The organism is Tistrella bauzanensis, assembly GCF_014636235.1.
Taxonomy (GTDB): Bacteria; Pseudomonadota; Alphaproteobacteria; order Tistrellales; family Tistrellaceae; genus Tistrella; species Tistrella bauzanensis.
Map to the genome: position 1 here is coordinate 80,785 of NZ_BMDZ01000008.1, position 26,447 is coordinate 107,231.

Sequence of the window (26,447 nt, forward strand, 5' to 3'; positions counted from 1 at the left end):
GCAATGCTCAAAGCTGGTGGGTCTTCAGATATGCTGTCAGAAGCCGGACAAGCTGGTCTTCCAGCCGGGTTTCGATATCCGCCGGAACATGCCCTTCCAGCAGGGCCCGGACCGGCCCAACCAGGGCGTTGAACGCGATCGTGCCGGTCAGGACCGGGTCGTCGAAGCCGGCGTCGGGGGCGCTGGCCAGCATCGCTGCGATCGCCGCCACCATGCGCGCCTGCATGGCCTTGGCCAGGGCGGGACCGCCGCGTTCGCGCGCCACCGCATACAGGGCCTTCGATTGCGCGGGGTCGCGCAGCTTCACGGCAAGAAAGGTGGTCACCAGGGCCGGGGCCATCTCGGCAACCGGTCTGCCGCGCTGGTCGCCACAGCATTGTTCGATGGTGCCGGCCACGTCGTCCAGATGCCGTTCCAGAACCGCTGACAACAGCGCGTCACGGTTCGGATAATACTGATACAGACTGCCGACTGACATGCCCGCGCGTTCGGCGATGCGGGTGGTGGTGCAGCGGCCCAGGCCCTCGCGGGTCAGAACCTGAATCGTGGCGGCATGCAGGGCCGCGATCGTTGCCGCCGATCGCGCCTGAACCGGGGTTTTTCTGGGGCTTAACGCTGCTGCGGTGGAGGCCATGGAAAGCGAATTCAAAAGCTGAAGGATCCTTCATATACTCGGCGGCGACCTGGAAGGCAAGACGTGGCAATGAAAGTGGATCTCTATGACCAGCCTTGACGATGCCGGCACATTCCTTCTTGGCGACCGCCGCGTGAAGCGGATCGGCTATGGCGCCATGCAATTGGCGGGCCCGGGCGTCTTCGGCCCTCCCAGAGACCGGGCGGCGGCACTGGCGGTGCTGCGCGAGGCCATCGAAGCGGGGGTCGATCATATCGACACCAGCGATTTCTATGGCCCCCATGTCACCAATCAGATCATCCGCGAGGCACTGCACCCGTATCCCCGCGATCTGACCATCGTGACCAAGATCGGGGCCCGACGCGGCGACGACGCCTCGTGGCAGCCGGATGTCTCGGCGGAAGCGCTGACCCGGGCGGTGCACGACAATCTCCGCAATCTGGGGCTGGATGTGCTGGATGTGGTCAATCTGCGGATCATGCTCGACGCGCATGGGCCGGCCGAGGGCTCGATCGAGGAACCACTGGCGGTTCTGGCCGGGCTGCAGCGCCAGGGGCTGGTGCGGGATATCGGTCTGAGCAACGTCACGGCCACGCAGGTGGCCGAAGCGCGCGAGATCGCGACCATCGTCTGCGTGCAGAACATGTACAACATCGCCCATCGCGGCGACGATGCCCTGATCGATCAGCTTGCCGGCGACGGTATCGCCTATGTGCCGTTCTTTCCGCTGGGCGGATTCTCGCCGCTGCAGTCATCGGTGCTGTCGGATGTGGCCGGCCAGCTCGGTGCCACGCCGATGCAGGTGGCGCTGGCCTGGCTGCTCCGCCGGTCGGCCAACGTCCTGCTGATTCCCGGCACCGCGTCGGTGGCGCATCTGCGTGAAAATCTGGCTGCCGCCGCGTTGGATCTGTCGGACGATATGCGTGCGGCGCTCGATCGGGTGGCCGGATAGACGCCGAGGGCGGTGGCTGAGACGCGAAACCGGCTCTGTCTCGCAGTTGCGGGCCGGAATGACGCGCTGCGGCGCATGTTTCTGCGTTGCCGCATGCGGCAGGTGGACAGGGGCCTGTCACCATGTTTAACGTGTCGGCGTATTCGCCGTCCCTGGCTGTGGTGATGTGGATGTGTCCGGCTTTTTAGCGGGCCGGTCTGGCTGCGGCGGCACGCCTTGTTGTCCATGACCTGTTCCGCCCCGTCGGACCGTTCGCGAGGAGCCTGTTGCCGATGAGTACGCTGGCTGCTGAGCTTGCCCGCATCGATCTGCTGTCGGATCTGCCGCGTACCGGCCTTGCCGCGGTGGCAGCGCAGGTGCGCACCGCGCGTCATGCTGCGGGCACCGTGGTGCTGGACGCCGATGACGGCACCAGCAATCGTGATGTTTTCCTGGTGCTCGACGGGGTGGTGGACATCATCAACTATGCCCTGACCGGCCGCGAGGTCTCGTTCGCGCGGATCGAGGCCGGAGGCTATTTCGGCGAGCTGTCGGCGATCGACGGCCTGCCGCGATCGGCCCGGGTGGTGGCGGCGACCGATTGTCGGCTGGCGGCCCTGTCGCCGCAGCTGTTCGACCGGCTGGTGACCGAACAGCCGACGGTGGCGCGCAAGGTGATGCTGCGCCTGACCCGGATCATCCGTGCCTGCGACGAACGGATCATGGATCTCAGCACCCTGCGGGCGGTGGAACGGGTGGCGGTGGAGATTCTGCGTCTGGCACGGCCGGTGGATGGCGGTGCCGCCATTCCCGGAAGCTGGGTGGTCGACCGGCTGCCGGCGCAGCGCGACATCGCCGCTCGGGTCGGCACCGCACGCGAAACCGTTGCCCGGGTGCTGTCGCAGCTTCAGGATGACGGCGTGGTGGAACGTCGCGGCCGCATGCTGGTGGTGCCCGATCGCATGCGCCTGCTGCGGGTTGCGGCCGGTGACCGGCCGGAAGCGCTGCTCGCCCGGTGATATGGCTGATACTGCCTCACATAGGCCAAAAATTGATCTGAACTGCAACTTACCGTCTATATTCGACGTGCTAGCATAACCTTGTTGCCACATGTCCCCGCGAAGCGGGACGGTTACGAGGGATGCGTCAAAGATGGCCTATGACATCAACCAGACCGTGTTCATGCTGAGCCTCGCGTCAAACGCTGTCGCCGGCATCAAGGCCACGACCTCCGGTTACGATACCGAACTTGTCGACTACATGGCCGCCGGGCTGAATGGCGGCACCTTGCAGGATCTGTCGTCCACCGGTGCCTTCGCCGCCTATCAGGGGCCGGCCTGGACCGGGTTCTTCGCGAAAACCAATGCCGAACTGGCGGGTGGCGACTGGCAGGTGGTGTGGGGGCCCTGCGTGTGGGTGGCGCCCCTGAAGGCCGGCGCGAAGCTGCTGTCGCTCTATGCGACCAATTCGATGTATGTCGCCTGGAGCCCCTCGCTCGCGACCTATGTTGTGGCGATCGCCGCCACCAATGCCGCCAATCTGATGGACTGGATCGACGAGGATTTCGACGTCTACGCCCATGATACCGCGACATGGCCGCCCCAGATCCCGTTCACGGTCAAGCGTCACGACGTGTTGCCGGCCACCACCCCGCAGATCTCGGCCGGCACCGCCACCGGCATCAGCGCCCTGCTGGGCATGACCGATCCGGTTCAAGGCAGCCTGAAATCCTTCCTGGCCTCGAAGGCCGATGGCGGGTCGACGCTGTGGTTCACCGGCCACAGCCTGGCAGGCGCCCTGTCGCCGACGCTTGCCTTCTATCTCTATCCCGATCCGACCAGCAGCGGCTGGGGGGCGATCAACCTGTTGCCCTCGGCCGGCGCCACGCCCGGCAATCAGGCCTGGCTGGATCTGTTCACCGCCGGCTATCCCGATGCCACCGACTACGTCAATCTGCACGACGTGGTGCCACGGGCCTGGAACATGCTGCCCAGCGTGATCGGCGACAAGGATGCCGCCGGCAACTATCCCAGCATCTTCGGCATGCTGGGATCGGGCACGATCAGTGTCGGCTATACCGTCTCCAGTCTGGTGCATTACATGGAGCGGCGGATCAAGGACATCACCTATGCCAACATCCCGCATCAGACCTTCGGCGCCGCCGATTTTTCAAGCAACTGGGGTCTGTTCACCTATACCGAGACCACCGATGCCCAGGGCTATACGCTGAAGACCGATCCGGTCTGGAACCCGTGGCCGGCCTTCACCGACGCCAATCCGGTGACCGCCCAGAACCCGCCGCAGCCGGGCAAGGCCACGGTGCTGGGCCAGATCGGCCGGCTGATCCTGGCCACCCATATCGACCAGTATTCGAATGAGCTGGGGGTCAGCGCGCCGCAGCTTCTGCCGGGCGTGCCGGCGGACTGGAAGCCGCATGATCCGGATATCGATACGGTTCTGGCACTGCTGCACGGCGATTGAAGCCGGGCTGTGGCCCGGCTGTCATGTCTGCGCCGATCCGCCGTCTGATTGCGGGCCCCCGTCTGATTGCGGGTCGTCGTCTGATTGCGGGTCGGGGCCATCCCCGCGCATCCGGGCGCGGGGATGGGCGGCGGTATAGGCGGCGATCATCCGTTCGGTGGCGACGGCGGTATAGCGCTGGGTGGTTGCCAGGCTTTCATGGCCCAGCAGATCCTGGATAACCCGCAGATCGGCGCCGCCATCCAGCAGATGGGTGGCGAAGCTGTGGCGCAGGGCATGGGGCGTGGCGCTGTCGTCCAGCCCCAGCGCTCGGCGGGCCGCGGCCATGTGGCGTTCGGCCACCGCCCGGTCCAGCCGGCCGCCGCGCAGGCCGGTGAAGATCGGCCGATCCGGCGTCTGAGGATGCGGACAGATGGCGCGATAGGCCTCCACCGCTTCGGTCACCGCCGCGATCAACGGCACGCGGCGTTGCTTGCCACCCTTGCCGCGCACGGTCAGTGCCGGCTGGCGGTCGCGCAGGCCCGGCCAGTCGCGGCCATCCAGGCCCAACGCCTCGCCGATGCGCAGCCCCGCCCCCCATAACAGGGCGAACAGCGCGCGTTCGCGGGCAGCGATCCAGGCGGGCCCTCCCTCGGCCGCCATCTCGGCGGCCAGCGCCGTCACCCGGCCGGCCTCGTCCGGCGTCATCGGCCGCGGTGCCGGGCGGGCATGTTTCGGGCTGCCGATGCCGGCCAGCCCCGGCGCTGGCAGACCATGCACCCGATCGATCCGGCGATAGAAACCGCGCACCACCGCCAGCGCGCGGGCGGTGGAGGCAGGCTTCAGCCCGGCTGAACGCCGGCTGGCCATCCAGGCGCGGAATCCTGAAATCTCGATCGCGGCCAGTGCCGGCAGATTGTCCAGTCCGCCGCTCCAGTCCTGGATGAAGGCCAGGAAGCCTTTGAGGTCGCGGTGATAGGCATCGATAGTGTTCGCCGCGGCGCGCCGTTCGGCCACCAGCCACCGATCCCAGTCGGCCACGGCGGCGGCGATGTCGGCGGGCAGGGTCAGGGCCGATGGCGCCGCGCCGTCGGCGCCGGCCACGGCATCGGTCGCGGCGCCGGTCAGCCGGCGGCGGGCCACAGCCGGGCCAGACATTGGGCGATCACCGCCGCCAGGAAATCCAGCAGATCGCTGGCCTGGCCGTCATGCCAGGTCGCTTCGCGGCTGTCGCCCAGCACCAGCAGCATCGGCGCCATGCCGGCACGCGGCTTCAGGCGCACGATCGCATCTGAGCGCACGGTCTCGGCACCGGTCCACAGCGGCGGGCGGTCGTCATCGGCGATGCGACCGCGCAGGCGAAGGTCGCGGCCGGCGCCGACCAGACGATCGACGCTGCCGCGCGGCAGGGCCAGCATGCCCGCCGGCAGGCCGGCCGGCTCGGCCTCGGTGGCAAGAAACGCCCGCTCGATGCCCAGAGCCTGCGGCAGGGCCTGAACCAGCAGATCGTTCAACCGGCCAAGGCTGCCGGCGCCGACCAGGGCAATCACCGAGGCCCGGACCCGGGTTTCGATGTCGGCATTGGCCTGAACCGTACCGATCAACCGCTTCTGGGTGCTGCGTATGTCGTCGACCGTGCGTGACAGCCGCTCGATCTGGAACCGTTGCATGTCGACAACGGCGTCGCCATGGCGGCGGCCCGGCAGGGTCAGCCCTTCGAGTGCGGCCGGATGGCGCTGGAAGAAATCCGGGTTGCGGGCGAGGTGTGCCAGCACGTCGGCGTCTTCGATCGGACGTCCGGTGGCGGGTGCGGCGGTATCGGAGCTGCTGGTCATCGCGGGGTGTCGGTCATCCTTGGAAGGCTCGGTCTCCGCACCGGCCCCTGTCGCCATCAGAGGGACGGCGCCATCAGAGGGACGGCGCCATCAGGGGGCCGCGCCATCAGGGAGCCGGTGCGGGGCGGGTTCGCATCGGGTGCGGGTCAGAGCACGGTCTGGCCGGTCTTCTCCCAATCGGCCATGAACGCGGCCAGACCCTTGTCGGTCAGCGGGTGCTGATACATCTGGCGCAGCACGCTCGGCGGCACGGTGACGACATCGGCGCCCATGCGGCCGGCCTCGACCACATGCAGCGGATGGCGCACCGACGCCACCAGAACCTCGGTCTGGAAGGTGGGGTAATTGTCGTAGATCTCGACGATCTGCTCGATCAGATCCATGCCGCGCGCGCCGATGTCGTCGAACCGGCCGACGAAGGGCGAGATGAAGCGGGCACCGGCCTTGGCGGCCAGGATCGCCTGTGCGGGCGAGAAGCACAGCGTGACATTGACCGGCGTGCCTTCGTCGGACAGTGCCTTGCAGGTCTTCAACCCATCGACGGTCAGCGGCACCTTGATGGTGACATTAGGGGCGATGCGCGCCAGATACCGGCCTTCGGCCAGCATCTTCTCGTGATCGAGCGCTGTCACCTCGGCCGAGACCGGGCCTGCGACGACGGCGCAGATCTCTTCGATCACCTCGACGAATTTGCGGCCGCTCTTGGCGATCAGCGACGGATTGGTGGTGACGCCGTCGACCAGACCGGTCGCGGCAAGCTCACGGATTTCGGCGATGTCGGCGGTATCGACGAAGAACTTCATGATGCGGGCCTCGGGAGACTTGTGATCGGCGGCTGGCCGCCGGGGCTGTGATCGGCGGCTGTCCGCCATGCAGGGCGGATATTGCGGGCGCTCAGGCGGCGACATGGGCCGGGGAGAGGGCGCTGATGGCGCCCGGCCCGGTCGCCGCCGGGGTCAGGGACCGCCGGCTGCCGGTGTGACGCGGAGTTTAACGAAACCCTTGCGCGGTCGCCAGTTGCATGATGGCATCCGCGCAAACCGGCCGGCCCGGTTGCCTGCTCATTTCCGACGGTTGCTTATGCGATGACCACCCAGGATACAAGCGCCAAGCCCGCATGCGACGCCGATGCGCGGCTCTTCAGGGCCGGTGACCGGGTGGCGGTGCTGCCGTTGCAGGCCATGGGCGGCCAGCCGGGGCGTGCGGGCGGGCGACTGGACCGGCTGGACTATCTGGTGCCGCCGGGGCTGGATCTGACCCCGGGCGCCGTGGTGCGGGTGCCGCTGGGGCCGCGCCAGATCACCGGCGTGGTCTGGGGGCCGGGAGAAGGCGATCTGGCCGCCACACGGCTGAAGCCGGTGACCGGGCGGCGCGATTGCCCGCCGGTGTCGGGGCCGCTGCGGCGGCTGGTGGATGCCGTGGCCAGCTATACCGTGTCGCCGCCGGCCGGCGTGCTGCGCATGGTGCTGCCGATCGACGAGGCGCTGGATCCGCCCCGGCCCGAGGCCGGGCTGGTGCTGACCGGGGCGGCGCCACAGGGCCGGCTGACCGCCCAGCGCCGGGCGGTGCTGGAGGTGATATCGGCCGGGGCCGCGGCCGGCGATACGCCGCCATCAGTGGCCGATGTCGCGCGTGCCGCCGATGTCTCGGATGGTGTGGTCCGCGGGCTGATCGAGGCCGGGGTTCTGGCCGTGGTCGAGCGGCCCGGCGGCCGGGGGGGCGATGAGGCGCCGGCGCCCGACCCGGAGCGTCCCGGCCCGGCGCTCGGCCCCGACCAGACTGCGGCGGCGGCGGCCCTGGTGGATGCGGTGGCGCAGGGTTTCTCGGTCGAGGTGCTGGACGGCGTGACCGGCTCGGGCAAGACCGAGGTCTATTTCGAGGCGATCGCGGCCGCCCTGCGCCGCGGCCGGCAGGCATTGGTGCTGGTGCCCGAAATCGCCCTGACCACCCAATGGCTTGAACGCTTTCGCGCCCGCTTCGGTGCGGCACCCTTGAGCTGGCATTCGGAACTGGGCCATGCCCATCGCCGCCGCGCCTGGCGGGCGGTGGCGGAAGGCCGGGTGCCGGTGGTGGTGGGCGCGCGCTCGGCGCTGTTCCTGCCCTTTGCCGATCTGGGGCTGATCGTGGTCGACGAAGAGCACGATGCCGCCTTCAAGCAGGAGGAGGGCGTGATCTATCATGCCCGCGACATGGCGGTGATGCGCGGTGCGCTGGAGGCGGTGCCGGTGGTGCTGGCCTCGGCGACGCCGGCGCTGGAAACCCTGGCCAATGTCGAACGCGGCCGCTATCACCGCCGCCGTCTGGCGGCGCGCCATGGCGCGGCGGTGATGCCGGCGGTGGAGGCGATCGACATGCGCGGTCAGCGGCTGCCGGCGGTGCGCTTCGTCTCGGAGCCTCTGAAACAGGCGATCGTCGATGCGGCGGCGCGCGGCGAACAGGCGATGCTGTTCATCAATCGGCGGGGTTATGCGCCGCTGACCCTGTGCCGGGCCTGCGGCCATCGCATGCGCTGCCCGTCCTGCGATGCCTGGCTGGTGGAACACCGCCTGCGGGCGGGCGGGCCGCGCCTGATCTGCCATCATTGCGGCCATGACGAGAAACTGCCCGATGCCTGCCCGGATTGCGGCGCCGAGGACAAGTTCGCGCCCTGCGGCCCCGGTGTCGAGCGGCTGGCCGAAGAGGTGGCGGGCCTGCTGCCAGATCTGCGGGTGGCCGTGATGACCAGCGACACCATTGCCGGGCCCGAGGCGGCGGCGGAGCTGATCGGGCGGATGGAGGCAGGCGCGGTGGACGTGCTGATCGGCACCCAGATGATGGCCAAGGGCTATCATTTCCCGAAGCTGACCGTGGTGGGGGTGGTGGATGCCGATCTGGGGCTGGCGGGCGGCGATCTGCGTGCGGCGGAGCGGACCTATCAGCTCCTGGCCCAGGTGGCCGGCCGCGCCGGGCGCGCCGAGCGGCCCGGGCGGGTGCTGCTTCAGACTTATGACCCCGGCCATCCGGTGATCCGGGCGCTGATCGCCGGCGACCGGGATGGCTTTCTTGAGGCGGAGGCCGATGCGCGGCGCCAGGCCGGTGCCCCCCCCTATGGCCGCTGGGCGGCGGTGATCGTCTCGGCACCAGATGTCGGCGATGCCCGCGCCACCGCCGATCTGTTCGCCCGCGCGCTCCGCCGGACGCTGCCCCCCGGCGCCCGGCTGCTGGGCCCGGCGCCGGCCCCGATCGGCCTGCTGCGCGGCCGCCACCGGCTGCGGCTGCTGGCGATGGCTGATCGGGCGGCGGATCTGCCGCTGGCGATGGCGCGGGCGCGGGAACTGGTGCCGGTCAGGGGCGCCATCCGCGTGCAGATCGATGTGGACCCGCAGAGCTTTCTGTGAGGCGGCCGCAACGTTCGATGACCGGCAGGTGGTCAGGCTTTCGGTGACCGGACATCGGCCCTGATGCACGACAGAACATCGATCATCGCGGTGCCGTCGCCGCGTGCGGCCCGAGGCGGGGGCGATGTGCGGATGCGGCCGTCGGGCACAACGGCGACAGAACGGCGATTTTCGCTGTCGCGACGCGGGTTGCGCCTCCCCGGTGCTTGTGCTAGGTATCGCCTGCCCTTGGCGTGACGGCTCTCAACAGAGGACGTCCGCCATGGCCTTGGTCCTGCTGACGTGTTCTTTGCGTGACCGCAGGGCCTCGTCGGTTTTTTTCCCACGACAGGCTTCAGGACGGTCCCAGTGGCAGGTGCGCAAGCGGATGCGACCGGACTGGCGGGGCGTTATGCGACCGCCTTGTTCGATTTGGCGCAGGAGCGTGAAGCGCTCGATGCGGTGACCGGCGATCTCGCCCGATTCAGGCAGCTGCTGGACGAGAGCGCGGAGTTCTCTCGCCTGGTGCGCAGCCCGATCGTGTCGCGAGACGACCAGGTCAAGGCGGTGACGGCGATCGCCGATACACTCGGCGTAAGCGAACTCACCCGGAATTTTGTCGGTTATGTGGCGAGCCAGCGGCGGCTGTTCTCCCTCGCGGCCATGATCCGTGCCTTCGAGGCGCTGGTCGCCCGGGCGCGCGGTGAAGTGATCGCCGAGGTCAGCTCGGCTCATGCCCTGACCGACGAGCAGAAAGGCGCGCTCGAAACCGCGCTCAAGCAGGCGGTGGGCGGTGCGGTTGCGATCCGCACGACCGTGGATCCGTCACTCATTGGCGGGCTGGTCGTGCGTGTCGGCTCACGCATGATCGACGGATCGATCCGCACCAAGCTGCACAGTCTGAAACTCGCCATGAAAGGGGTTGGATGATGGACATCCGCGCCGCTGAAATTTCGGCGATCATCAAGGAGCAGATCGCCAGCTTCGGCACCGAGGCCGAGGTTGCCGAGGTCGGGCGGGTGCTGTCCGTCGGTGACGGTATCGCGCGCGTCTACGGCCTCGACCAGGTCCAGGCTGGCGAGATGGTCGAATTCGCCGATGGCACCAAGGGTATGGCGCTGAACCTCGAAGCCGACAATGTCGGTATCGTGATTTTCGGCGAAGACCGTGCCATCAGCGAAGGCTCGCTGGTCAAGCGCACCAAGTCGATCGTGGACGTGCCGGTGGGCCGTGGCCTGCTGGGCCGCGTCATCGACGCGCTGGGCAATCCGCTTGACGGCAAGGGTCCGATCGCCTCGACCGAGCGCTCGCTGGTCGAAAGCAAGGCCCCGGGCATCATCCCGCGCCAGTCGGTGTCGGAGCCGATGCAGACCGGCCTGAAGGCGATCGACGCCCTGGTGCCGGTCGGCCGTGGTCAGCGCGAGCTGATCATCGGTGACCGCCAGACCGGCAAGACCGCCGTCGCCATCGACACCATCCTGAACCAGAAGGCGGCTCACGCCGGTTCGGATGACTCGAAGAAGCTGTTCTGCATCTATGTCGCGATCGGCCAGAAGCGGTCGACTGTGGCGCAGATCGTGAAGACGCTCGAAGACAACGGCGCGATGGAATACACCGTCGTCGTGGCCGCGACCGCGTCGGAGCCCGCTCCGCTGCAGTTCCTGGCGCCCTATTCGGGTTGCGCGATCGGCGAGTACTTCCGCGACAACGGCATGCATGCGCTGATCATCTATGACGATCTGTCGAAGCAGGCCGTGGCCTATCGCCAGATGTCGCTGCTGCTCCGTCGTCCTCCGGGACGTGAAGCCTATCCGGGCGACGTGTTCTATCTTCACAGCCGCCTGCTTGAGCGCGCCGCGAAGATGAGCAAGGAGCGCGGCTCGGGCTCGCTGACCGCCCTGCCGGTGATCGAGACCCAGGCGGGCGACGTGTCGGCCTATATTCCGACCAACGTGATTTCGATCACCGACGGTCAGATCTTCCTTGAGACGGGCCTGTTCTATCGCGGCATCCGTCCTGCCATCAATGTCGGTCTGTCGGTGTCCCGCGTGGGTTCTGCCGCTCAGACCAAGGCGATGAAGCAGGTTGCGGGCCGCATCAAGCTCGACCTCGCGCAGTTCCGCGAGATGGAGGCCTTCGCTCAGTTCGGTTCCGACCTCGACGCCTCGACCCAGAAGCTTCTGGCCCGCGGCGCGCGTCTGACCGAGCTGCTGAAGCAGCCCCAGTTCTCGCCGCTGAAGATGGAAGAGCAGGTCTGCGTGATCTTCGCCGGCGTGCGCGGCTATCTCGATGCGATCCCGGTCAATTCGATCGGCAAGTTCGAGGCGGCGCTGCTGGGCGATCTGCGCGGCGAGAACAAGGCGATCCTCGATGCCATCGCGACCGAGGGCAAGCTCTCGGACGAGACGGAAGCGAAGCTCGTCACTGTCGTCGGGCGTGTCGCCAAGACCTTCGCCGCCTGATCCGGCGGATGCCTCAGGGGCGCCGCCCGTATCGCCGGATACACTCCGGATGATGCGGGCGGCGTCGTCCGGCACGCACAAGCCGATCGGGTCGATCAAGGGTCAGCCGAATGCCTAACCTGAAAAATCTCAAAGTCCGCATCGCCAGCGTCAAGGCGACGCAGAAGATCACCAAGGCCATGCAGATGGTCGCGGCGTCGAAGCTGCGTCGTGCGACCGAGCAGGTCGAGGCCTCGCGTCCCTATGCCGAGCGCATGGACCGGGTGCTGCGCTCGCTCGCGTCACGCGTGATCGTGATCGACACGACGCCGAAGCTGCTGGCGGGCACCGGTCGCGATGACGTTCATCTGCTGATCGTCGCCACCGCCGATCGCGGGTTGTGCGGTGGTTTCAACACCAGCATCGTGCGCGCCGCCAAGCGCCAGATCCAGGTTCTGGTCGCCCAGGGCAAGACGGTGAAGGTGCTGTGCGTGGGCCGCAAGGGCCGCGACCAGTTGCGCCGCGAATACGGCCATCTGATCGTCGAGACCATCGAGGGCCTGGGCCGCAAGCGTCTGGCGTTCTCGGAAGCCCAGCAGGTGGGCGACCGGGTGATCGCGATGTACGAGGCCGGCGAATTCGACGTCGCCACCATGGTCTACAGCCAGTTCAAGTCGGCGATCACCCAGATCGTGACCTTGCAGCAGCTGGTGCCGTTCGCGGCGCCCGACGCGGCGAACGATCAGGGCGAGGTCACGGGCGGCGGTGCCGTCTATGACTACGAGCCTGAGGAGGAGGCGATCCTCGCCGACCTTCTGCCGCGCAACATCTCGATCCAGATCTTCAAGGGTCTGCTTGAGAACGCGGCCAGCGAGCAGGGCGCGCGGATGACGGCGATGGATAACGCCACCCGCAACGCCGGCGACATGATCGGCAAGCTGACGCTGGAATACAACCGCACGCGTCAGGCGGTCATCACGCGCGAGCTGATCGAAATCATTTCCGGCGCCGAGGCGCTGTAACGACGGTCCCGGGGGCGCGGTCTTGCCAGACTGCCCGGTGGCCCGCCCGCAGGTTTTAGAGAGTTCCGACGGGAGCGACAGCATGAAGAACAAGGTCGGCAAGATTACCCAGGTCATCGGTGCCGTTGTCGACGTGCAGTTCGACGGCGACCTGCCGGCGATCCAGAACGCGCTTACCACCGACAACAACGGCAACAAGCTGGTTCTGGAAGTGGCGCAGCATCTGGGTGAAAACCAGGTCCGCACCATCGCCATGGACGGCACGGAAGGCCTGATCCGCGGCCAGGACGTGGTCGACACCGGCGCCGCGATCAGCGTGCCGGTGGGCCCCGCGACGCTCGGCCGCATCCTGAACGTCATCGGCGAGCCGATCGACGAGAAGGGCCCGGTCGACGCCACCCACACCGCGCCTATCCACGCCGAGGCCCCGAGCTTCGCCGAGCAGTCGACCGAGGCCGAGATCCTGATCACCGGCATCAAGGTCATCGACCTGCTGGCGCCGTATGCCAAGGGCGGCAAGATCGGTCTGTTCGGCGGTGCCGGCGTCGGCAAGACGGTGTTGATCATGGAGCTGATCAACAACGTCGCCAAGGCGCATGGTGGTGTGTCGGTGTTCGCCGGTGTCGGCGAGCGCACCCGCGAGGGTAACGACCTCTATCACGAGATGATCGACTCAGGGGTCATCAAGCCGGACGATCTGGGGGCCTCGAAGGTCGCCCTGGTCTATGGTCAGATGAACGAGCCCCCGGGAGCCCGTGCCCGCGTGGCGCTGACCGGTCTCACCCTCGCGGAATACTTCCGCGATGAGGAAGGCCAGGACGTGCTGTTCTTCGTCGACAACATCTTCCGTTTCACCCAGGCGGGTTCGGAAGTGTCGGCGCTGCTGGGCCGTATTCCGTCGGCCGTGGGTTATCAGCCGACGCTGGCGACCGAAATGGGTCGTCTGCAGGAGCGGATCACCTCGACCCGCAAGGGCTCGATCACCTCGGTGCAGGCAATTTACGTGCCGGCCGACGACCTGACCGACCCGGCGCCGGCGGCCTCGTTCGCCCATCTGGACGCGACCACCGTGCTGTCGCGCCAGATCGCCGAGCTTGGCATCTATCCGGCGGTGGATCCGCTCGACTCGACCTCGCGCATGCTCGACCCGCGCATCGTCGGTGACGAGCACTACCGCATCGCCCGTGAGGTGCAGCGCGTTCTGCAGACCTATAAGTCGCTGCAGGACATCATCGCCATTCTGGGCATGGACGAGCTGTCGGAAGAGGACAAGCTGGTGGTTGCGCGCGCGCGCAAGATGCAGCGTTTCCTCTCGCAGCCCTTCCACGTCGCCGAAGTCTTCACCGGTTTCCCCGGCAAGCTCGTGTCGCTCGAAGAGACGATCCGCGGCTTCAAGGAAATCATCGAGGGCAAGCACGACGATATGCCCGAGGCGGCGTTCTACATGGTTGGCTCGATCGACGAAGCGATCGAGAAGGCCCGTGAGATGGCGAAGGCCGCGGCCTGAGGCCGTGGATTTCACCACATCTTGCGGCCTGCGATCCACAAGGCCTGCCATCCACGAGAAAGAAGGGCGCTGACCGATGTCGGACAAGGTCAGGTTCGAGCTGGTTTCGCCGGAGCGTCTGCTTCTGGCCCGGGACGTCGACATGGTCGTCGTCCCGGGGTCGGAAGGACATTTCGGTGTCCTGCCCGGCCACGCACCCCTGATCGCCACCATGAGCCCGGGGGTGATCGAGGTCTATGAGGGTCAGACGGTCGCCGATCGTCTGTTCGTCGCCGGTGGCATGGTCGAGGTCACCGAGGTGAGCTGCATCGTGCTCGCCGAGGATGCCCTCAACCTCAAGGATGTCAGCCGCGCCGACGCCGAGGCCCGCGCCAAATCGGCCCGCGAGGATTTCTCGCTGGCCCGTGACGACGCCGAGCGCGCGACAGCCGAGCGCAAGGTTCTGGAAGCCGAGGCTCTGATTCAGGCGGTTGCCTGATCGGATCCGGGGCAGCGCGCCGGTCCCCGATCGTGGGGAGGCCGGGCAGTGCCGCCCCGAACCAGACAAGAACTGCCACATGCCGCATCGGTTCCCGAGGCGGCATGTGATCAAGGAGCGGCCGCCCGCAGGGGTTGGTCGCTCTTTTTTTGTCACCCGCAACAACCGCCGCATCACCGAGAATGGGATTAGATGATGTGGCCTTGAACGCCGGCCCATGTTCACCAATTGTTAAGAACGCGCCGGCAGCGCTCCGCATGCGACCGACCGGGAAGGGCCGAAGGCCGCTTTTCCCGGCCCACCGTCAACCGGACTGACGCGGGTATCCCCAATGAAACACTGGACGATCGAGGATATCGCCTGGGACCACTTCGATCCGTCGAAGGTCGATCCCGAAATTCTGAAGGCCGTGAAGGCAGCGGCTCTGGTCGAGCATAACGGCTATGATTACGCCGCCTATCTGTGCAGCGTCTTCGCCGACGACCCCGCGTTCTGCGAGGCGGCGAAGGACTGGGCGGAGGAAGAGGTGCAGCACGGCCGCGCCCTGCGGCGCTGGGCGGAACATGCCGATCCATCCTTCGATTTCGACACCGCCTTCGCCCGCTTCACCCGGGAGGTGACCCTGCCGCTGGATGCCAAACAGTCGGTGCGCGGGTCGCGCTCGGGCGAGTTGGTGGCACGCTGTATCGTCGAGGTCGGCACCTCGTCCTTCTATGGCGCGATGGCGGCGGCAACCGAGGAACCGGTGCTGAAGTCGATCGCGATGCGTATCCGCGCCGACGAATTGCGGCACTACAAGCTGTTCCTCAACCATCTGAACCGGTATCTGGAGCGTGAGCAACTGGGCCCGACCCGGCGGCTGATGATTGCGCTCAGCCGCATCCGCGAGACCGAGGATGACGAGCTGGCCTATGCCTTTCACTGTGCCAACCAGCTGCCCGAGCCATACGACCGCAATGGCTGCATCGCCGCCTACAGCAAGCGCGCCTATGGCATGTACAAGCGCCCGCATGTGGAGCGCGCGGTGATGATGACCTGCAAGGCCGCCGGCATCGACCCGCAGAGCCGGGTGGCGCGGCTGTTGAGCGATGCGTCGTGGTGGCTGATGCGCCGCAAGGTCGGCTGGCTGGAACGCCGGGCCGCCTGATCCTGATGGCCAGGCCGCCGCTCGTGCCAGCCCAACCCCCCGCCACCCGGCCGACACTGTCGCTGCGCATCGACCTGTCCGGCGGCCGGCGGTTCGGGCCGGGCAAGGCGGCATTGCTGCGCCATGTGGCGGCGGAAGGCTCGATTGCCGCGGCCGGCCGGGAGATGGGCATGTCCTATGCCCGCGCCTGGCGGCTGATCGAGGCGATGAACGGCGACTTTGCCGAAAGGCTGGTCACCCGCCAGACCGGCGGCAGCGGCGGCGGCGGTGCCGTGCTGACGGAGGCGGGCCTGAAGGTGCTGGCCGCCTATGATGCCGCGCTGGCGGCTGCGTCCGCCGCTGCGGCCGATGCGGCGGCCATGATCGCCGATCTGGCGGGACCGGCCGTCGAGGCTCCGGACACAGCGGTTATACCGGCCCCAGAGCGAGACTCTTGATCAGGGCCAGCACCGGCAGCCCGGGCTGAAGCCCCAGATCGCGGGCCGCGGCCGGCGTGATCCGCGCCAGCAGCACATCATCACGGCGCCCGTCCTCCGCTCCCGCCAGATCCAGTGTCACCGCCACCAGACCGTCGGCTTCCGTGACCACCGACCGCACCAGACAGGGCAGGCGGTTGCGGATGCTGACCCCGGCCCGGTCGAGTGCCGCCGCATCCAGCGCCAGGGCCACGTCACGCGCGGCGATTCTGAGCCGCACGGCCGTGCCAGGGGCCGGCGGCGCGCCACCGGCTGCCAGGTGCAGCGTCGGATCTTCACCACCATGCATGGTCTGGGGGCGTAACGGCAGCAGTCCGTCGCTGTCAGGTGGGCCCGCGACCACCAGATGCAGCATGCCACCACGTGCAGCCTCGCCGGCAATCGCCGCCAGCATCGGATGGCTGGCCACCCGGGCGATCGGGCCGCTGGCCAGGGCATGGCCATGGTCCATCAGCACCAGATGGCCCGCCAGCCGCATCACCTCGTCGAGCGCGTGGCTGACATAGAGGATCGGCACCCCGCCTTCGCGGGTCAGACGGTCGAGGAAGGGCAGGATCTCGTCCTTGCGCGCACCGTCGAGCGCCGCCAGCGGTTCGTCCAGCAACAGCAGCCGCGGGCTGGCCAGCAGCGCACGCCCCAGCGCGACACGCTGGGCCTCTCCGCCCGACAAGGTCCGTGGCCGCCGCGCCAGCAAGGGCTCCAGCCCCAGCAGATCGACCACCGCGTCGAACCGGCCGGGTTCCGGACGGGCGGGGCCGTGGCGGCGGGGATAATCCAGATTGCCGTGCACGGTGAGGTGGGGAAACAGCCGCGCGTCCTGGAACACCACCGCGATCCGGCGGCGATGGGCGGCGACACACAGACGCTGATCACTGTCGACCACCGGCTCGCCATTGATGGCGATGTAGCCGATATCCGGGGTGATCAACCCGGACAGGATGGCGAGAAGAGTGGATTTGCCGGCGCCGGATCGGCCGAAGACAGCGGTAACCCCGCGTGACGGTAAGGTCAGCGACACATCCAGGGCAAACTCGTCGGACACCTGATGATGCAGTCGGATGTCGATCGTCATGCCAGCCGCCGTGGTCTGGAGGGGGGCACGGCACTCAGCCCCAGCCGGCGACGCATCGACTGGGTGACGGTCTCGGCCAGCACCAGCGCCCCGATCGCGATCACGACCCCGACCATCGCCAGCCGCAGGGCCGGACCATCGCCCCCCGGCGCCGACAGCAGCGTTTGTACGGCCAGCGACAGGGTCCGGGTCTCGCCTGGAATGTTGGAGACGAAGGTTACGGTGGCGCCGAACTCACCCAGGCATTTGGCGAAGCCCAGAATGGTGCCGGCCAGGATGCCGGGCAGGGCCAGCGGCAGGGTGATGGTCAGGAAGGCGCGCAAGGGAGCCACGCCCAGGCCTGCGGCCGCCTGGTTGAGCCGTGGATCGGCGGCTTCGAAGGCCAGCCGGATCGGCCGCACCACCAGCGGCAGCGCCATCACCGCCGCCGCCAGCGCGGCTCCCGTCCAGCGAAAGGCGAAGACCAGCCCGAAGAGCTGGTCGAGCAGGCTGCCGATAGCACCTTTGCGCCCGAAGGCCAGCAACAGCAGATAGCCGGTCACCACCGGCGGCATCACCAGCGGCAGATGCACGATCACATCCAGCACGATCCGTGCCCGCGACCGCCAGCGCGCCAGCACCCAGCCGGCGACAATCGCCAGCGGCAGCAATCCCGCCAGCGCGGTTGCGGCAACCTGAAGGCTGAGGCCGATGGCATCGCGCTCCGCGGCACCCAGCCAGCCCAGGCCCAGCCAGCTCAAATCAGTCAACAGTGGCGCGGTCCTCGGCTGGGTATGGCGTCGTGGGCGGCCGCGGGCATGGGGATCAGCGGTCGATTGGCTCAAGCCCGTGGCGACGCAGGATCTTAGCGCCCTCAGGCCCGGTCAGATAGTCGAGAAACGCCGTGGCATCGGCGGAGACGTCGGCGCCGCCGGCTGTGATCAACGCCGCCGGATAGCGGACCGGCGCATGCAGCCGTTCAGGCAGCACCGCCAGCACGGCGACCCCCGGCTCGGCCGCGGCGTCCGAGGCATAGACGATGCCGGCCGGGGCCTCGCCCCGCGCGACCAGCGCCAGTGCCACGCGGACATTCTCGACGGGGGCGGTGCGCGGTTCAACCCTTTGCCAGATGCCAAGGCTGGTCAGCGCGTCACGGGCATACTGGCCGGCCGGCACGCTTGCCGGATCGCCGATCGCCAGCCGGCCATCGGCGCCCAGCAGCCGGTCGATCATGGCGATGATCGCCGCATCGCCGTCATCACCATCAACAGAGGTGGTGGCGCCAGAGGTGGTGGCGGCGGATCCGGCCGGCACCACCAGAACGATACGATTGGCGGCATAGGGCCGGGTTTCCGCAACCAGCCCGGCTTTTTCCACCTCGGCCACCCATTTCGGATGGGCCGAGATGAACAGCGTTGCGGGGGCACCGGCAATGATCTGGCGGGCCAGGGTGCCGGAGCCGGCCAGCGACACCTTGGGCGCGGTGCCCCCCGCCCTGGTGAAGCCGTCACTCGCGTCCGCCATCACCTCGGCGAGACTGGCGGCGGCGAAGACCAGCAATGGCCGGTCGGCGGCGGCCGAGGGTTGAAGGTGCAGCAGCAGAACGACAAGGCCGGCGAACAGCGCTTTCATGGGCACCCTCGTTATATCCATGTAGATATAACGGTGAACGCAAACCACCCCGCCGTCAACCGCGGTATCGCCCGGTCGTGGCCGCGATCAGGGCAGCAGGTGACTGAAGGCGGTCAGCACCTGACGATAGAGGTCACGCTTGAACGGCACGATCATCGAGGGCAGGTCGCGGGCCGGCAGCCAGCGCCAGCGATTGAATTCCGGATGAGCGGTCTGAAGGTTGATCTCGTCGTCCCCGCCCAGAAACTCCATCGCGAACCATTTCTGGCGCTGGCCGCGATAGCGCCCGCCCCAGACCTTGCCAATCAACGCGTCCGGCAGGTCATAGGTCAGCCAGTCAGGGGTTTCGGCCAGGATGCGGGCATTGTTGGTGCCGATCTCCTCGGCCATCTCGCGCATGGCCGTCACCTCGGGCGTCTCGCCCGGATCGATGCCGCCCTGGGGCATCTGCCAGGCCTCGGCGGTGGTGTCGATCCGCTGGCCCACGAAGACCTCGCGGGCCGGGTTGAGCAGCATCACGCCCACACAGGGGCGATAGGGCAGATCGGCGGGGTTCGCGGCCATGGATCTCGCTCAGTGTTGGGTGCCGGGGCTGTGGCCGGCGGCGGTGCCGTCGGACGCAGGCGGTGGGCCGGCCGGTGTCTGGGAAGCCGGTGTCTGGGTGGGGGCCGTCTGGGCGGGTGCCGTCTGGCCGGGAGGAGGCGGCACGGCGCCGCCATCGGGCGCCAGGCCCGGTGCATCGGCAAGGGCTGTTGCCGGTGCGAAGGCGAAGCCGCGGGCTTCGACCGTGGCGATCCAGTTGGCGATGCGCTCCAGCGTCACCGGCCAGGCTTCCGCCACCGCCAGCGCCTTGCCGTCGCGCCGCGCCAGCGCCTCCAGCGCGTTCAGCCGCTGGTCGATCGCCTGCGGGGTCGCCACGGCATCCACCGTGAACCGTGCCAGCGCCCGCGGCACACCGATCTCGCGAGCCAGCGCCACGCCGATATCGGTCGCCTCGTTCTCCTGCGCGACGATCATGATGCCGCGTTCCTGCATTTCATCCAGAACCGGCCGCAGATGCTGGGGCGAACGCAGGAAACGTTCGCCCATCAATGGCTTGACGCCGACATAGCCGGTGGCCCGGCTGAGCGTCCAGTGCAGCCGTTCGCGGTTGCGGTCGGGCTCCAGCGTGGTCAGAAGCGCGGCGGGGCCGGCATCGTTGCGCGGATAGCCATCGGGCTCCATCGGCAGTTCCAGCATCACCTCGTGGCCCGCCATCCGCGCCCGCTCGATCCAGCGCCTCAGTTCCGGCGCATAGGGCGAGAAGGCGAGGGTGACGGCACCGGGCAGGTCGATCGCGGCCTGGGTGGTTGCCTCCGAGAAGCCCAGCCCGCCCACCACCAGTGCCAGCCGGGGCCGGGCGTCGCTGCGGTCGAAGGGGCGGGCATAGACCTGCCATGGCGCACGGCCGTCGCTGGCCACCACTGGCAACGGCCCCTGGTCGCTTTCCTGGCTGAGACCGGGGGCGGGGTTTGCCGACATCACCACCGGCGTGTCCGGGCCGGTCGGTGGTGGCGGCGCGGCCGGGGCCGGCGGAGCCGCCTGCGCCGCCGCGCGGGCTTCTTCCAGCGCCGCACGCGCACGGGCCTCGTCGGCGCTTTCAGTGATGGTGGCGGTGCGGCGCTCGGCGTCCTGGAACACCGGCATCGGCATCACCACCTGGGCCTGCGCCATATCGTCAGCGGCCGTGTCTGGGGCGTCGCCCAGCGACGCTGCAAGCGCGATCAGCGCCGCCGCCGCCAGCCCTGCCAGCGCCAGAAGGCCGGTGATCGTCCAGATCGTCCGCGATCCCGACACGGCCGGAGCCGCCCCGCGGGGCGGGTCATCGGTCCTGCGGATGCGCAATGCCGCCATGATCGCCTGTCCCGCCCCCGGCCGTCAGCGGTTCAGGGCAAGAGAACTGCCCGGTCGGCTGAACAGTGCCACGCCACGTAGCAGTTCCAGCGCCCGCTGCAACTGATAGTCTTCCTGGCTGCCCGGCGTCGGCGCCGTGCCGATCGCCGCCGGCGGAATGCCGCCATCCGGCGCCGGATCGGTCCCCGGCTGTCCTGCGCCCGGCTGATCCGCGCCCGGTTGGCCCGCCTCCGGCGCCGCGCCGACCGGCCCGTCGGGCTTCGCCTCGGCCGGCACCGCATCGGCCGGACTGGCACCAGCGTCCTGGTCGTTTTCCAGATGACCGCGCAGATCGGCCTCGCTGCGCGGCTTCACCACCGCACCGGAGGGAGAGATGACCGCCTGTTCCACCAGGATGTCGGGCTCGATGCCCTTGGCCTGGATGGAGCGTCCCGACGGCGTGTAATAGCGCGAGGTGGTCAGCCGCATGGCGCCATGCCCCGGCAGCGGGATCAGCGTCTGCACCGAGCCCTTGCCGAAGGATTTGGTGCCGAGCACCACGGCGCGGCCGTGATCCTGCAAGGCGCCGGCGACGATTTCCGACGCCGAGGCAGAGCCGCCATTGATCAGCACCACCATCGGCATGCCGTCGACGACGTCGCCGCCGCGCGCCTGGAAACGCTGCACGGCATTCTGGTCGCGGCCGCGGGTGGAGACGATCTCGCCGCGTTCGAGGAACGAGTCCGAGACGGCGACCGCCTGATCGAGCAGACCGCCCGGATTGTTGCGCAGATCAAGCACCAGCCCGGTCATCGGGCCGCCGATCTCGCGCCGGAGCTTCTCGATCCCGTCTTCCAGCTGTTCGTCGGTGCGCTCGTTGAAGCTGCGCAGACGGACATAACCGATCGAGCCTTTGGGCTCCACCCTGACCGCGTCGACCGGGATCACCGCGCGGGTGATGGTGACGTCGAACTCCTTGGCCACGCCCTCGCGCCGCAAGGTGACCACGATGGTGCTGCCGGCGGGGCCGCGCATGCGTTCCACCGCATCGGCCAGCGTCAGGCCCTGAACCTGCTCGCCATCGATTGCCACGATCAGGTCGTTCGGCTGCACGCCGGCCTTGTCGGCCGGGCTGCCGTCGATCGGCGAGATCACCCGCACCAGCCCCAGCTGAGTGTCCATGGTGACCTCGATCCCCAACCCGCCGAATTCACCGCGGGTCTGGACCTGCATGTCACGATATGCCTTGCCATCGAGATAGCTGGAATGCGGATCCAGTGATTGAAGCATGCCGTTGATGGCGGCTTCAATCAGCTTCGCATCGTCGACCGGCTCGACATAGTCGCGGCGGATGCGTTCGAACACCTCACCGAACAGGTTGAGCTGGTTATAGCTGTCCCGGTTGGCGGCGCTGCCCACCAGGGGCAGGGAGAGGACCACGAGGCTGACCAGCCCCGTGACGAATCCGCGTCGCATCTTCGTCTCGACCTTTCCTGTCGACCGTCTGCCGCCTGCCGGCTGTCCGGCGGTGCCCTTCGCGGCCCTGTTCTGTATGGCCATGTGCTGCCCGGCCATATGTTGCCCGGCGTTGCCCCGCCCGGCTGTGTGCTGTGGTCGCCGCGTGTGTGTCTCAGCCGCCATGGCGGTCAGCCTCCATTGGCGCGTGCAAGCAGCGGGGCCGGATCGACCGGATCTCCGCCGCGGCGAACCTCTAGATAGAGATAGGCTGTTCCCCCCCCGTCGGCCATGGCGCCAACCGGATCGCCGGCGGTGACGCGATCGCCGACACGGGCGTCCAGCCGGCCGAAGCCGGCGAGAAGGGTATGATATCCGTCGCCGTGTTCCACGATCAAGAGCAGCCCATAATGCCGGAACGGACCGGCAAAGGCCACGCGTCCGGCAAAGGGGGTGAGAACAGTGGCGCCGGCGGGGGTTTCATAGGTGATGCCGGAGCGTTCCACACCCTCGCGCGGTTCGCCGAACCGGGCGATGATCCGGCCCGAAACCGGCAGACGCCGCACCATGCCGGCCCCCGGGGCCGGCGGCGGCAGCGCCGCCACCTGCCGCTCCACCGGCGCGCCGGCGACCCGCGGCATCAGCGGATCGCGCGGTGGCGGCCCGGTATCGGGGGCGGATGGCGCCGGGGGTGGTGGTGGAGGCGGGGCCGTGCGCGCCACCTGCACCGGCACCGGCGCCGGGGGCGGTGGAGGGGGAGGTGGCGGCGGCGGCGGTTTGGGTTTGGCCCGTGGCACCACCGCCGCGCGTTCCTCGGGCGTTGCGGGCTTCACCACCGGCGCCCGCGCCACCCGGTCGGCCTCCAGGGCGACCAGCAGATCGCGGATACCGTTGGCACGCTCGGCCAGATCGCGGGCGCGGGCAGCTTCCTGCGTGGCCTCGCTGTCGAGCGAGCTGGCGCGGGTCTGGCGGTCCTCGATCAATTGCGCCAGACGCAGGCGCTCGCCTTCCAGCATGGTGCGGGTGGCGTCGATCCGGCCGCGCTGACGCTCGGCCTGGGCGCGGGCCTTTGCCAGTTCCTCAAGCGCCTGGCGCAGCGCCATGGCCTCGGCCTCGATCACCGGCAGTGTGGCGCCCATCAGGATGCCGGCATGGATCGGCGCCGTGGCCGGGCCGTCGCGGGCGATCATCGCCTCGGGCGGCTGGCGGCGCAGGCGGATCAGAGCCTCGGTCAGCCGGCCCAGATGCTCGCGCTCCATGGCGAGGGCGGTTTCCTGCGCCGAGATTTCGGATTCGAAGCGGGCGAGCGCATCGCGCTGTTCGGCCAGAGCCGCTTCCTGGCGCTGCACTGCGGCGGCGGCTTCCCGCGCCTGCAGACCCAGCGCTTCGGCTTCGGCGCGGGCATCGGCGGCGCGGCGTTCCAGTTCGGCACGGCGCGCGCGGGCCTCGTCGCGGGCGCGTTCGGTTGCCTGCAGATCCCGGCCGCTGGGCGGATCGTCGGCGGCCTGGGCGCGCGGCATCACCGCCAGACCCACGGTGCCACCGCCGATCAGGACAGACAGGCCGAGTGCCACCGCGGCCGAGCGGCGGCGGTGGCGGCACCCGGTCATCGGCTCAGGCGCCGGCGGCACGGCGGGCGGCTGGCGCCGCCTTGATCAGAACCTGGCCGGTCATCTCGGCCGGCCGCTCCAGCCCCATCAGGGTCAGCACGGTGGGTGCCAGGTCGGCGAGCCGGCCATCGCTGAGTGCGACATTGGCCGGTGCGCCGCCGCCGGCCAGCACCAGCGGGACGACATTGGTGGTATGGGCCGTGTGCGGGCCGTTGGTCAGGGGATCGAACATCTGCTCGGCATTGCCGTGATCGGCGGTGATCAGCATGCAGCCGCCCACCGCGTCCAGCGCCTCGACCACCCGGCCCAGGCAGGCATCCACCGCCTCCGCCGCCTTGATCGCGGCGGACAGGATGCCGCTATGCCCGACCATGTCGCCATTGGCATAATTCACGATGATCAGGTCGAAGCCGCCCGAGCGGATCGCCGCCACCAGCTTGTCGGTCAGCTCCGGCGCCGACATCTCAGGCTGAAGGTCGTAGGTGGCGACCTTGGGGCTGGGCACCAGGATGCGCTCCTCGCCCGGATACATCTGCTCCTCGCCGCCATTCATGAAGAAGGTGACATGGGCGTATTTCTCGGTCTCGGCCATGCGCAGCTGCCGGCGGCCGGCCTTCGAGACCACCTCGCCCAGAATATTGGCGAGCTTTGTGGGCGGGAACAGCGCCGGGATCATCGGCGCCAGCACCGATGAATATTCGACCATGCCCAGCACGGCCGCGAAACGCGGCGGCGCGCCACGCTCGAAACCATCGAAGGCCGGATCGATCAGCGCATGCAGGATCTCGCGCGCGCGGTCGGCGCGGAAATTCGCCATCAGCAGCCCGTCGCCATCCCTGACGCCGGCGTAACCGCCGATCGCCGCCGGATCGACGAACTCGTCGGTCACGTCGGCCGCATGGGCGGCGGCGATCGCCTCGGCGGCGGTGGCGAAGCGGTTGCCCTCGCCCTTGACGATCACGTCATAGGCGCGCACCACCCGTTTCCAGCGCTTGTCGCGATCCATGCCCCAATAGCGGCCGCCAATGGTGGCGATAGCGATGTCACCACCGCCGGCCACGGCGTCCTGAAGCCGGCTGATGAAGCCGGGCGCGCTCTTCGGCGGGGTGTCGCGGCCGTCGAGCAGCGCATGGATGCGCACCGGCACGCCGGCACCGGCAATGATCCGCGCCATGCCGGCGATATGGTCCTGATGGCTGTGCACGCCGCCATCCGAGATCAGGCCCAGGATATGCGCCGTGCCGCCCGAAGCCTTCAAGCCATCGATGAAGCGGGTCATCTCAGGGTTCGCGGCCAGGCTGCCATCGGCGAGCGCCGTGTCGATCTTCGGCAGCTCCTGCATCACCACCCGGCCGGCACCGATGTTCAGATGCCCGACTTCCGAATTGCCCATCTGGCCCGCCGGCAGGCCCACGGCCTCGGCCGATGTGTTCAGGAACGCCATCGGCTGCTCGGCGGTCAACCTGTCCCAGTTGGGTGTATCGGCCAGGGTGATGGCGTTGTCCGCTGCAGGTCCACGCCATCCCCATCCGTCCAGAATGCACAGAACGACGGGGCGCGGCGGCTGCGTGTGGGCGGTGGTCATTGGGCTCGTGTCCTCGGGATCGGCGCAGGCGGTCTTGAACGGTCCTGCTTCTATCAGGTTTTCCCTTGTGCATATAGGGGCTCGGATCCGGAGCGCATAGCTGCTGACGGCAATCTGCCGTTCCTGGGCGGAACTGCCCGGGTGTCGCCGTTGGCTTTGGATTCCCAAAGCCCGGTTTGTCCACAATCAAAGATTGATATATTTCCAAATAATACGTATTAAAATTACATGTGAGGTACCTTAACGGGATCAGATCACATGTAGATCATCCCATGACGACAAGGAACATGACGACGATGAGTTGGGGAACAATCAAGGTCCGTAACGCCTGCCCATTCTCGGTGACGTTCTATGCCTTGGCCGGGCCGGTGATTGAACTGCCGCCGAACACCACCCGCTCCGCGAAAGCCTGCCTGATCTGGTTCTCAACCCGGGTGAAAGGCGGTGGCGACACCATCAATCAGACGATCTTTGAGCGTCTGGCAGAGGATTATCGGGAAGAACTTGCGGAATTCGGCACCGACGCCGACTCGTGGGAGGATGGAGGCACGGGGGCGGCACTCGGCTCGGCCCTGGGCATGGCGGTCGGAAGCCTCTCCGCCGTGTTCAAGGTCAAGAATACCAATGATGACGGGACGCTGTATTTTGGTGCGAAGAAGGAGGGGGTGTATGGCAATTCGGATCTCGTGGTTTATGGAACCCTCGATCCGGCATGCCGGCTTCCCCAGGACCCGCAGCGCAAATGGTGGTGGCTCCACCTGGAATCCGATCATGGCCAGCAGACGCCACCTGAAGACACGGAACCCTTCTATGTGAAGCCCGACCTGTCGAAATACGAAGACATGATGTTCTTCCGCATTCGGAACGTTGCCAAGAGCCTGTTGCAGAATGGGCTCCAACCCTGTCGATGTCCGCTTGCCCCCGCGCTGCGGGGCTGATTCCCTCGGGTGATGTG

At 68.1% G+C, this 26,447-nt stretch carries 24 protein-coding genes; 12 read left to right on the top strand and 12 right to left on the bottom strand.

The genetic code is table 11. The annotated features are described in order from the left end of the window. Nucleotides 1–7 precede the first annotated feature (7 nt). Nucleotides 8–634, bottom strand: coding sequence for a TetR/AcrR family transcriptional regulator (locus tag IEW15_RS05625; protein WP_188575852.1), 627 nt, complete (start codon nt 632–634; stop codon nt 8–10). Nucleotides 635–719: 85 nt separating this feature from the next. Between IEW15_RS05625 and IEW15_RS05630 the strand changes: the two genes are divergently transcribed. From IEW15_RS05630 to IEW15_RS05640, 3 genes are all read left to right on the top strand, one after another. Further along, nucleotides 720–1,586 (top strand): aldo/keto reductase family oxidoreductase, encoded by an 867-nt coding sequence (locus tag IEW15_RS05630; RefSeq protein WP_188575794.1) that lies wholly within the window; start codon nt 720–722, stop codon nt 1,584–1,586. Nucleotides 1,587–1,858: 272 nt separating this feature from the next. After that, nucleotides 1,859–2,584, top strand: coding sequence for a Crp/Fnr family transcriptional regulator (locus tag IEW15_RS05635; protein WP_188575796.1), 726 nt, complete (start codon nt 1,859–1,861; stop codon nt 2,582–2,584). 133 nt (nt 2,585–2,717) lie between these two features. Further along, complete coding sequence (locus IEW15_RS05640) at nt 2,718–4,046, top strand: lipase family protein (RefSeq protein ID WP_188575798.1); 1,329 nt, start codon at nt 2,718–2,720, stop codon at nt 4,044–4,046. A 21-nt stretch (nt 4,047–4,067) separates the two neighbouring features. Here the strand turns inward: IEW15_RS05640 and IEW15_RS05645 are convergent, their stop codons facing one another. The 3 genes from IEW15_RS05645 to fsa form a co-directional block, all read right to left on the bottom strand. Next, nucleotides 4,068–5,183 carry a tyrosine recombinase XerC gene (locus IEW15_RS05645; RefSeq protein ID WP_188575800.1) on the bottom strand — a complete coding sequence of 372 codons (1,116 nt, stop codon included), beginning with the start codon at nt 5,181–5,183 and terminating at the stop codon, nt 4,068–4,070. Then, nucleotides 5,150–5,860, bottom strand: a complete 711-nt coding sequence (locus IEW15_RS05650) for a DUF484 family protein (RefSeq protein WP_188575802.1) — start codon at nt 5,858–5,860, stop codon at nt 5,150–5,152. The genes IEW15_RS05645 and IEW15_RS05650 overlap by 34 nt, the downstream gene beginning before the upstream one ends. Before the next feature lie 146 nt (nt 5,861–6,006). Next, complete coding sequence (fsa, locus tag IEW15_RS05655) at nt 6,007–6,663, bottom strand: fructose-6-phosphate aldolase (protein ID WP_188575804.1); 657 nt, start codon at nt 6,661–6,663, stop codon at nt 6,007–6,009. 282 nt (nt 6,664–6,945) lie between these two features. Here fsa and IEW15_RS05660 point away from each other — a divergent pair, with 282 nt between their 5' ends. The 8 genes from IEW15_RS05660 to IEW15_RS05695 all read left to right on the top strand — a co-directional run bounded on the left by IEW15_RS05660 (nt 6,946) and on the right by IEW15_RS05695 (nt 16,248). Next, nucleotides 6,946–9,237, top strand: a complete 2,292-nt coding sequence (locus IEW15_RS05660) for a primosomal protein N' (RefSeq protein ID WP_229707852.1) — start codon at nt 6,946–6,948, stop codon at nt 9,235–9,237. A 348-nt stretch (nt 9,238–9,585) separates the two neighbouring features. Then, nucleotides 9,586–10,146 carry a F0F1 ATP synthase subunit delta gene (locus IEW15_RS05665; RefSeq protein ID WP_188575806.1) on the top strand — a complete coding sequence of 187 codons (561 nt, stop codon included), beginning with the start codon at nt 9,586–9,588 and terminating at the stop codon, nt 10,144–10,146. Further along, nucleotides 10,146–11,678, top strand: coding sequence for a F0F1 ATP synthase subunit alpha (atpA, locus tag IEW15_RS05670; protein ID WP_188575856.1), 1,533 nt, complete (start codon nt 10,146–10,148; stop codon nt 11,676–11,678). Before IEW15_RS05665 ends, atpA begins: the two co-directional genes overlap by 1 nt. A gap of 110 nt (nt 11,679–11,788) precedes the next feature. Next, nucleotides 11,789–12,679: a F0F1 ATP synthase subunit gamma gene (locus IEW15_RS05675; protein WP_188575808.1), complete on the top strand. Its 891-nt coding sequence runs from the start codon at nt 11,789–11,791 to the stop codon at nt 12,677–12,679. A gap of 82 nt (nt 12,680–12,761) precedes the next feature. Next, nucleotides 12,762–14,186 (top strand): F0F1 ATP synthase subunit beta, encoded by a 1,425-nt coding sequence (gene atpD / locus IEW15_RS05680; protein WP_188575810.1) that lies wholly within the window; start codon nt 12,762–12,764, stop codon nt 14,184–14,186. A 76-nt stretch (nt 14,187–14,262) separates the two neighbouring features. Next, nucleotides 14,263–14,664, top strand: a complete 402-nt coding sequence (gene atpC / locus IEW15_RS05685; RefSeq protein ID WP_188575812.1) for an ATP synthase F1 subunit epsilon — start codon at nt 14,263–14,265, stop codon at nt 14,662–14,664. Between the two features lie 331 nt (nt 14,665–14,995). Then, nucleotides 14,996–15,811, top strand: a complete 816-nt coding sequence (locus tag IEW15_RS05690; protein WP_188575814.1) for a ferritin-like domain-containing protein — start codon at nt 14,996–14,998, stop codon at nt 15,809–15,811. A 23-nt stretch (nt 15,812–15,834) separates the two neighbouring features. Beyond that, the gene (locus tag IEW15_RS05695; protein WP_229707853.1) at nt 15,835–16,248 is read left to right on the top strand and encodes a winged helix-turn-helix domain-containing protein; all 414 of its coding nucleotides are present in this window, start codon (nt 15,835–15,837) and stop codon (nt 16,246–16,248) included. Here the strand turns inward: IEW15_RS05695 and modC are convergent. The 8 genes from modC to gpmI all read right to left on the bottom strand — a co-directional run bounded on the left by modC (nt 16,220) and on the right by gpmI (nt 25,492). Further along, on the bottom strand, nt 16,220–17,359 hold the full coding sequence (gene modC / locus IEW15_RS05700) for a molybdenum ABC transporter ATP-binding protein (protein ID WP_188575817.1): 1,140 nt from the start codon (nt 17,357–17,359) through the stop codon (nt 16,220–16,222). The two genes, IEW15_RS05695 and modC, sit on opposite strands and share 29 nt — an antisense overlap. Further along, nucleotides 17,356–18,108, bottom strand: coding sequence for a molybdate ABC transporter permease subunit (gene modB / locus IEW15_RS05705; RefSeq protein WP_268237139.1), 753 nt, complete (start codon nt 18,106–18,108; stop codon nt 17,356–17,358). The genes modC and modB overlap by 4 nt, the downstream gene beginning before the upstream one ends. A gap of 55 nt (nt 18,109–18,163) precedes the next feature. Then, on the bottom strand, nt 18,164–18,970 hold the full coding sequence (modA, locus tag IEW15_RS05710) for a molybdate ABC transporter substrate-binding protein (RefSeq protein WP_188575819.1): 807 nt from the start codon (nt 18,968–18,970) through the stop codon (nt 18,164–18,166). A gap of 87 nt (nt 18,971–19,057) precedes the next feature. Beyond that, nucleotides 19,058–19,534, bottom strand: a complete 477-nt coding sequence (locus IEW15_RS05715) for an RNA pyrophosphohydrolase (protein ID WP_188575821.1) — start codon at nt 19,532–19,534, stop codon at nt 19,058–19,060. Between the two features lie 9 nt (nt 19,535–19,543). Then, entirely contained in the window at nt 19,544–20,863 is a 1,320-nt protein-coding gene (locus tag IEW15_RS05720; RefSeq protein ID WP_188575822.1) for a divergent polysaccharide deacetylase family protein, read from the bottom strand. Between the two features lie 24 nt (nt 20,864–20,887). Then, nucleotides 20,888–22,318: a S41 family peptidase gene (locus IEW15_RS05725; RefSeq protein WP_188575824.1), complete on the bottom strand. Its 1,431-nt coding sequence runs from the start codon at nt 22,316–22,318 to the stop codon at nt 20,888–20,890. A 170-nt stretch (nt 22,319–22,488) separates the two neighbouring features. Then, nucleotides 22,489–23,907, bottom strand: a complete 1,419-nt coding sequence (locus IEW15_RS05730) for a murein hydrolase activator EnvC family protein (RefSeq protein WP_188575826.1) — start codon at nt 23,905–23,907, stop codon at nt 22,489–22,491. A gap of 4 nt (nt 23,908–23,911) precedes the next feature. Further along, complete coding sequence (gene gpmI / locus IEW15_RS05735; protein WP_188575828.1) at nt 23,912–25,492, bottom strand: 2,3-bisphosphoglycerate-independent phosphoglycerate mutase; 1,581 nt, start codon at nt 25,490–25,492, stop codon at nt 23,912–23,914. Between the two features lie 287 nt (nt 25,493–25,779). Between gpmI and IEW15_RS05740 the strand changes: the two genes are divergently transcribed. Beyond that, a complete protein-coding gene (locus IEW15_RS05740) occupies nt 25,780–26,430 on the top strand; it encodes a hypothetical protein (protein ID WP_188575830.1) in 651 nt (216 codons plus the stop codon). Nucleotides 26,431–26,447: the final 17 nt, after the last annotated feature.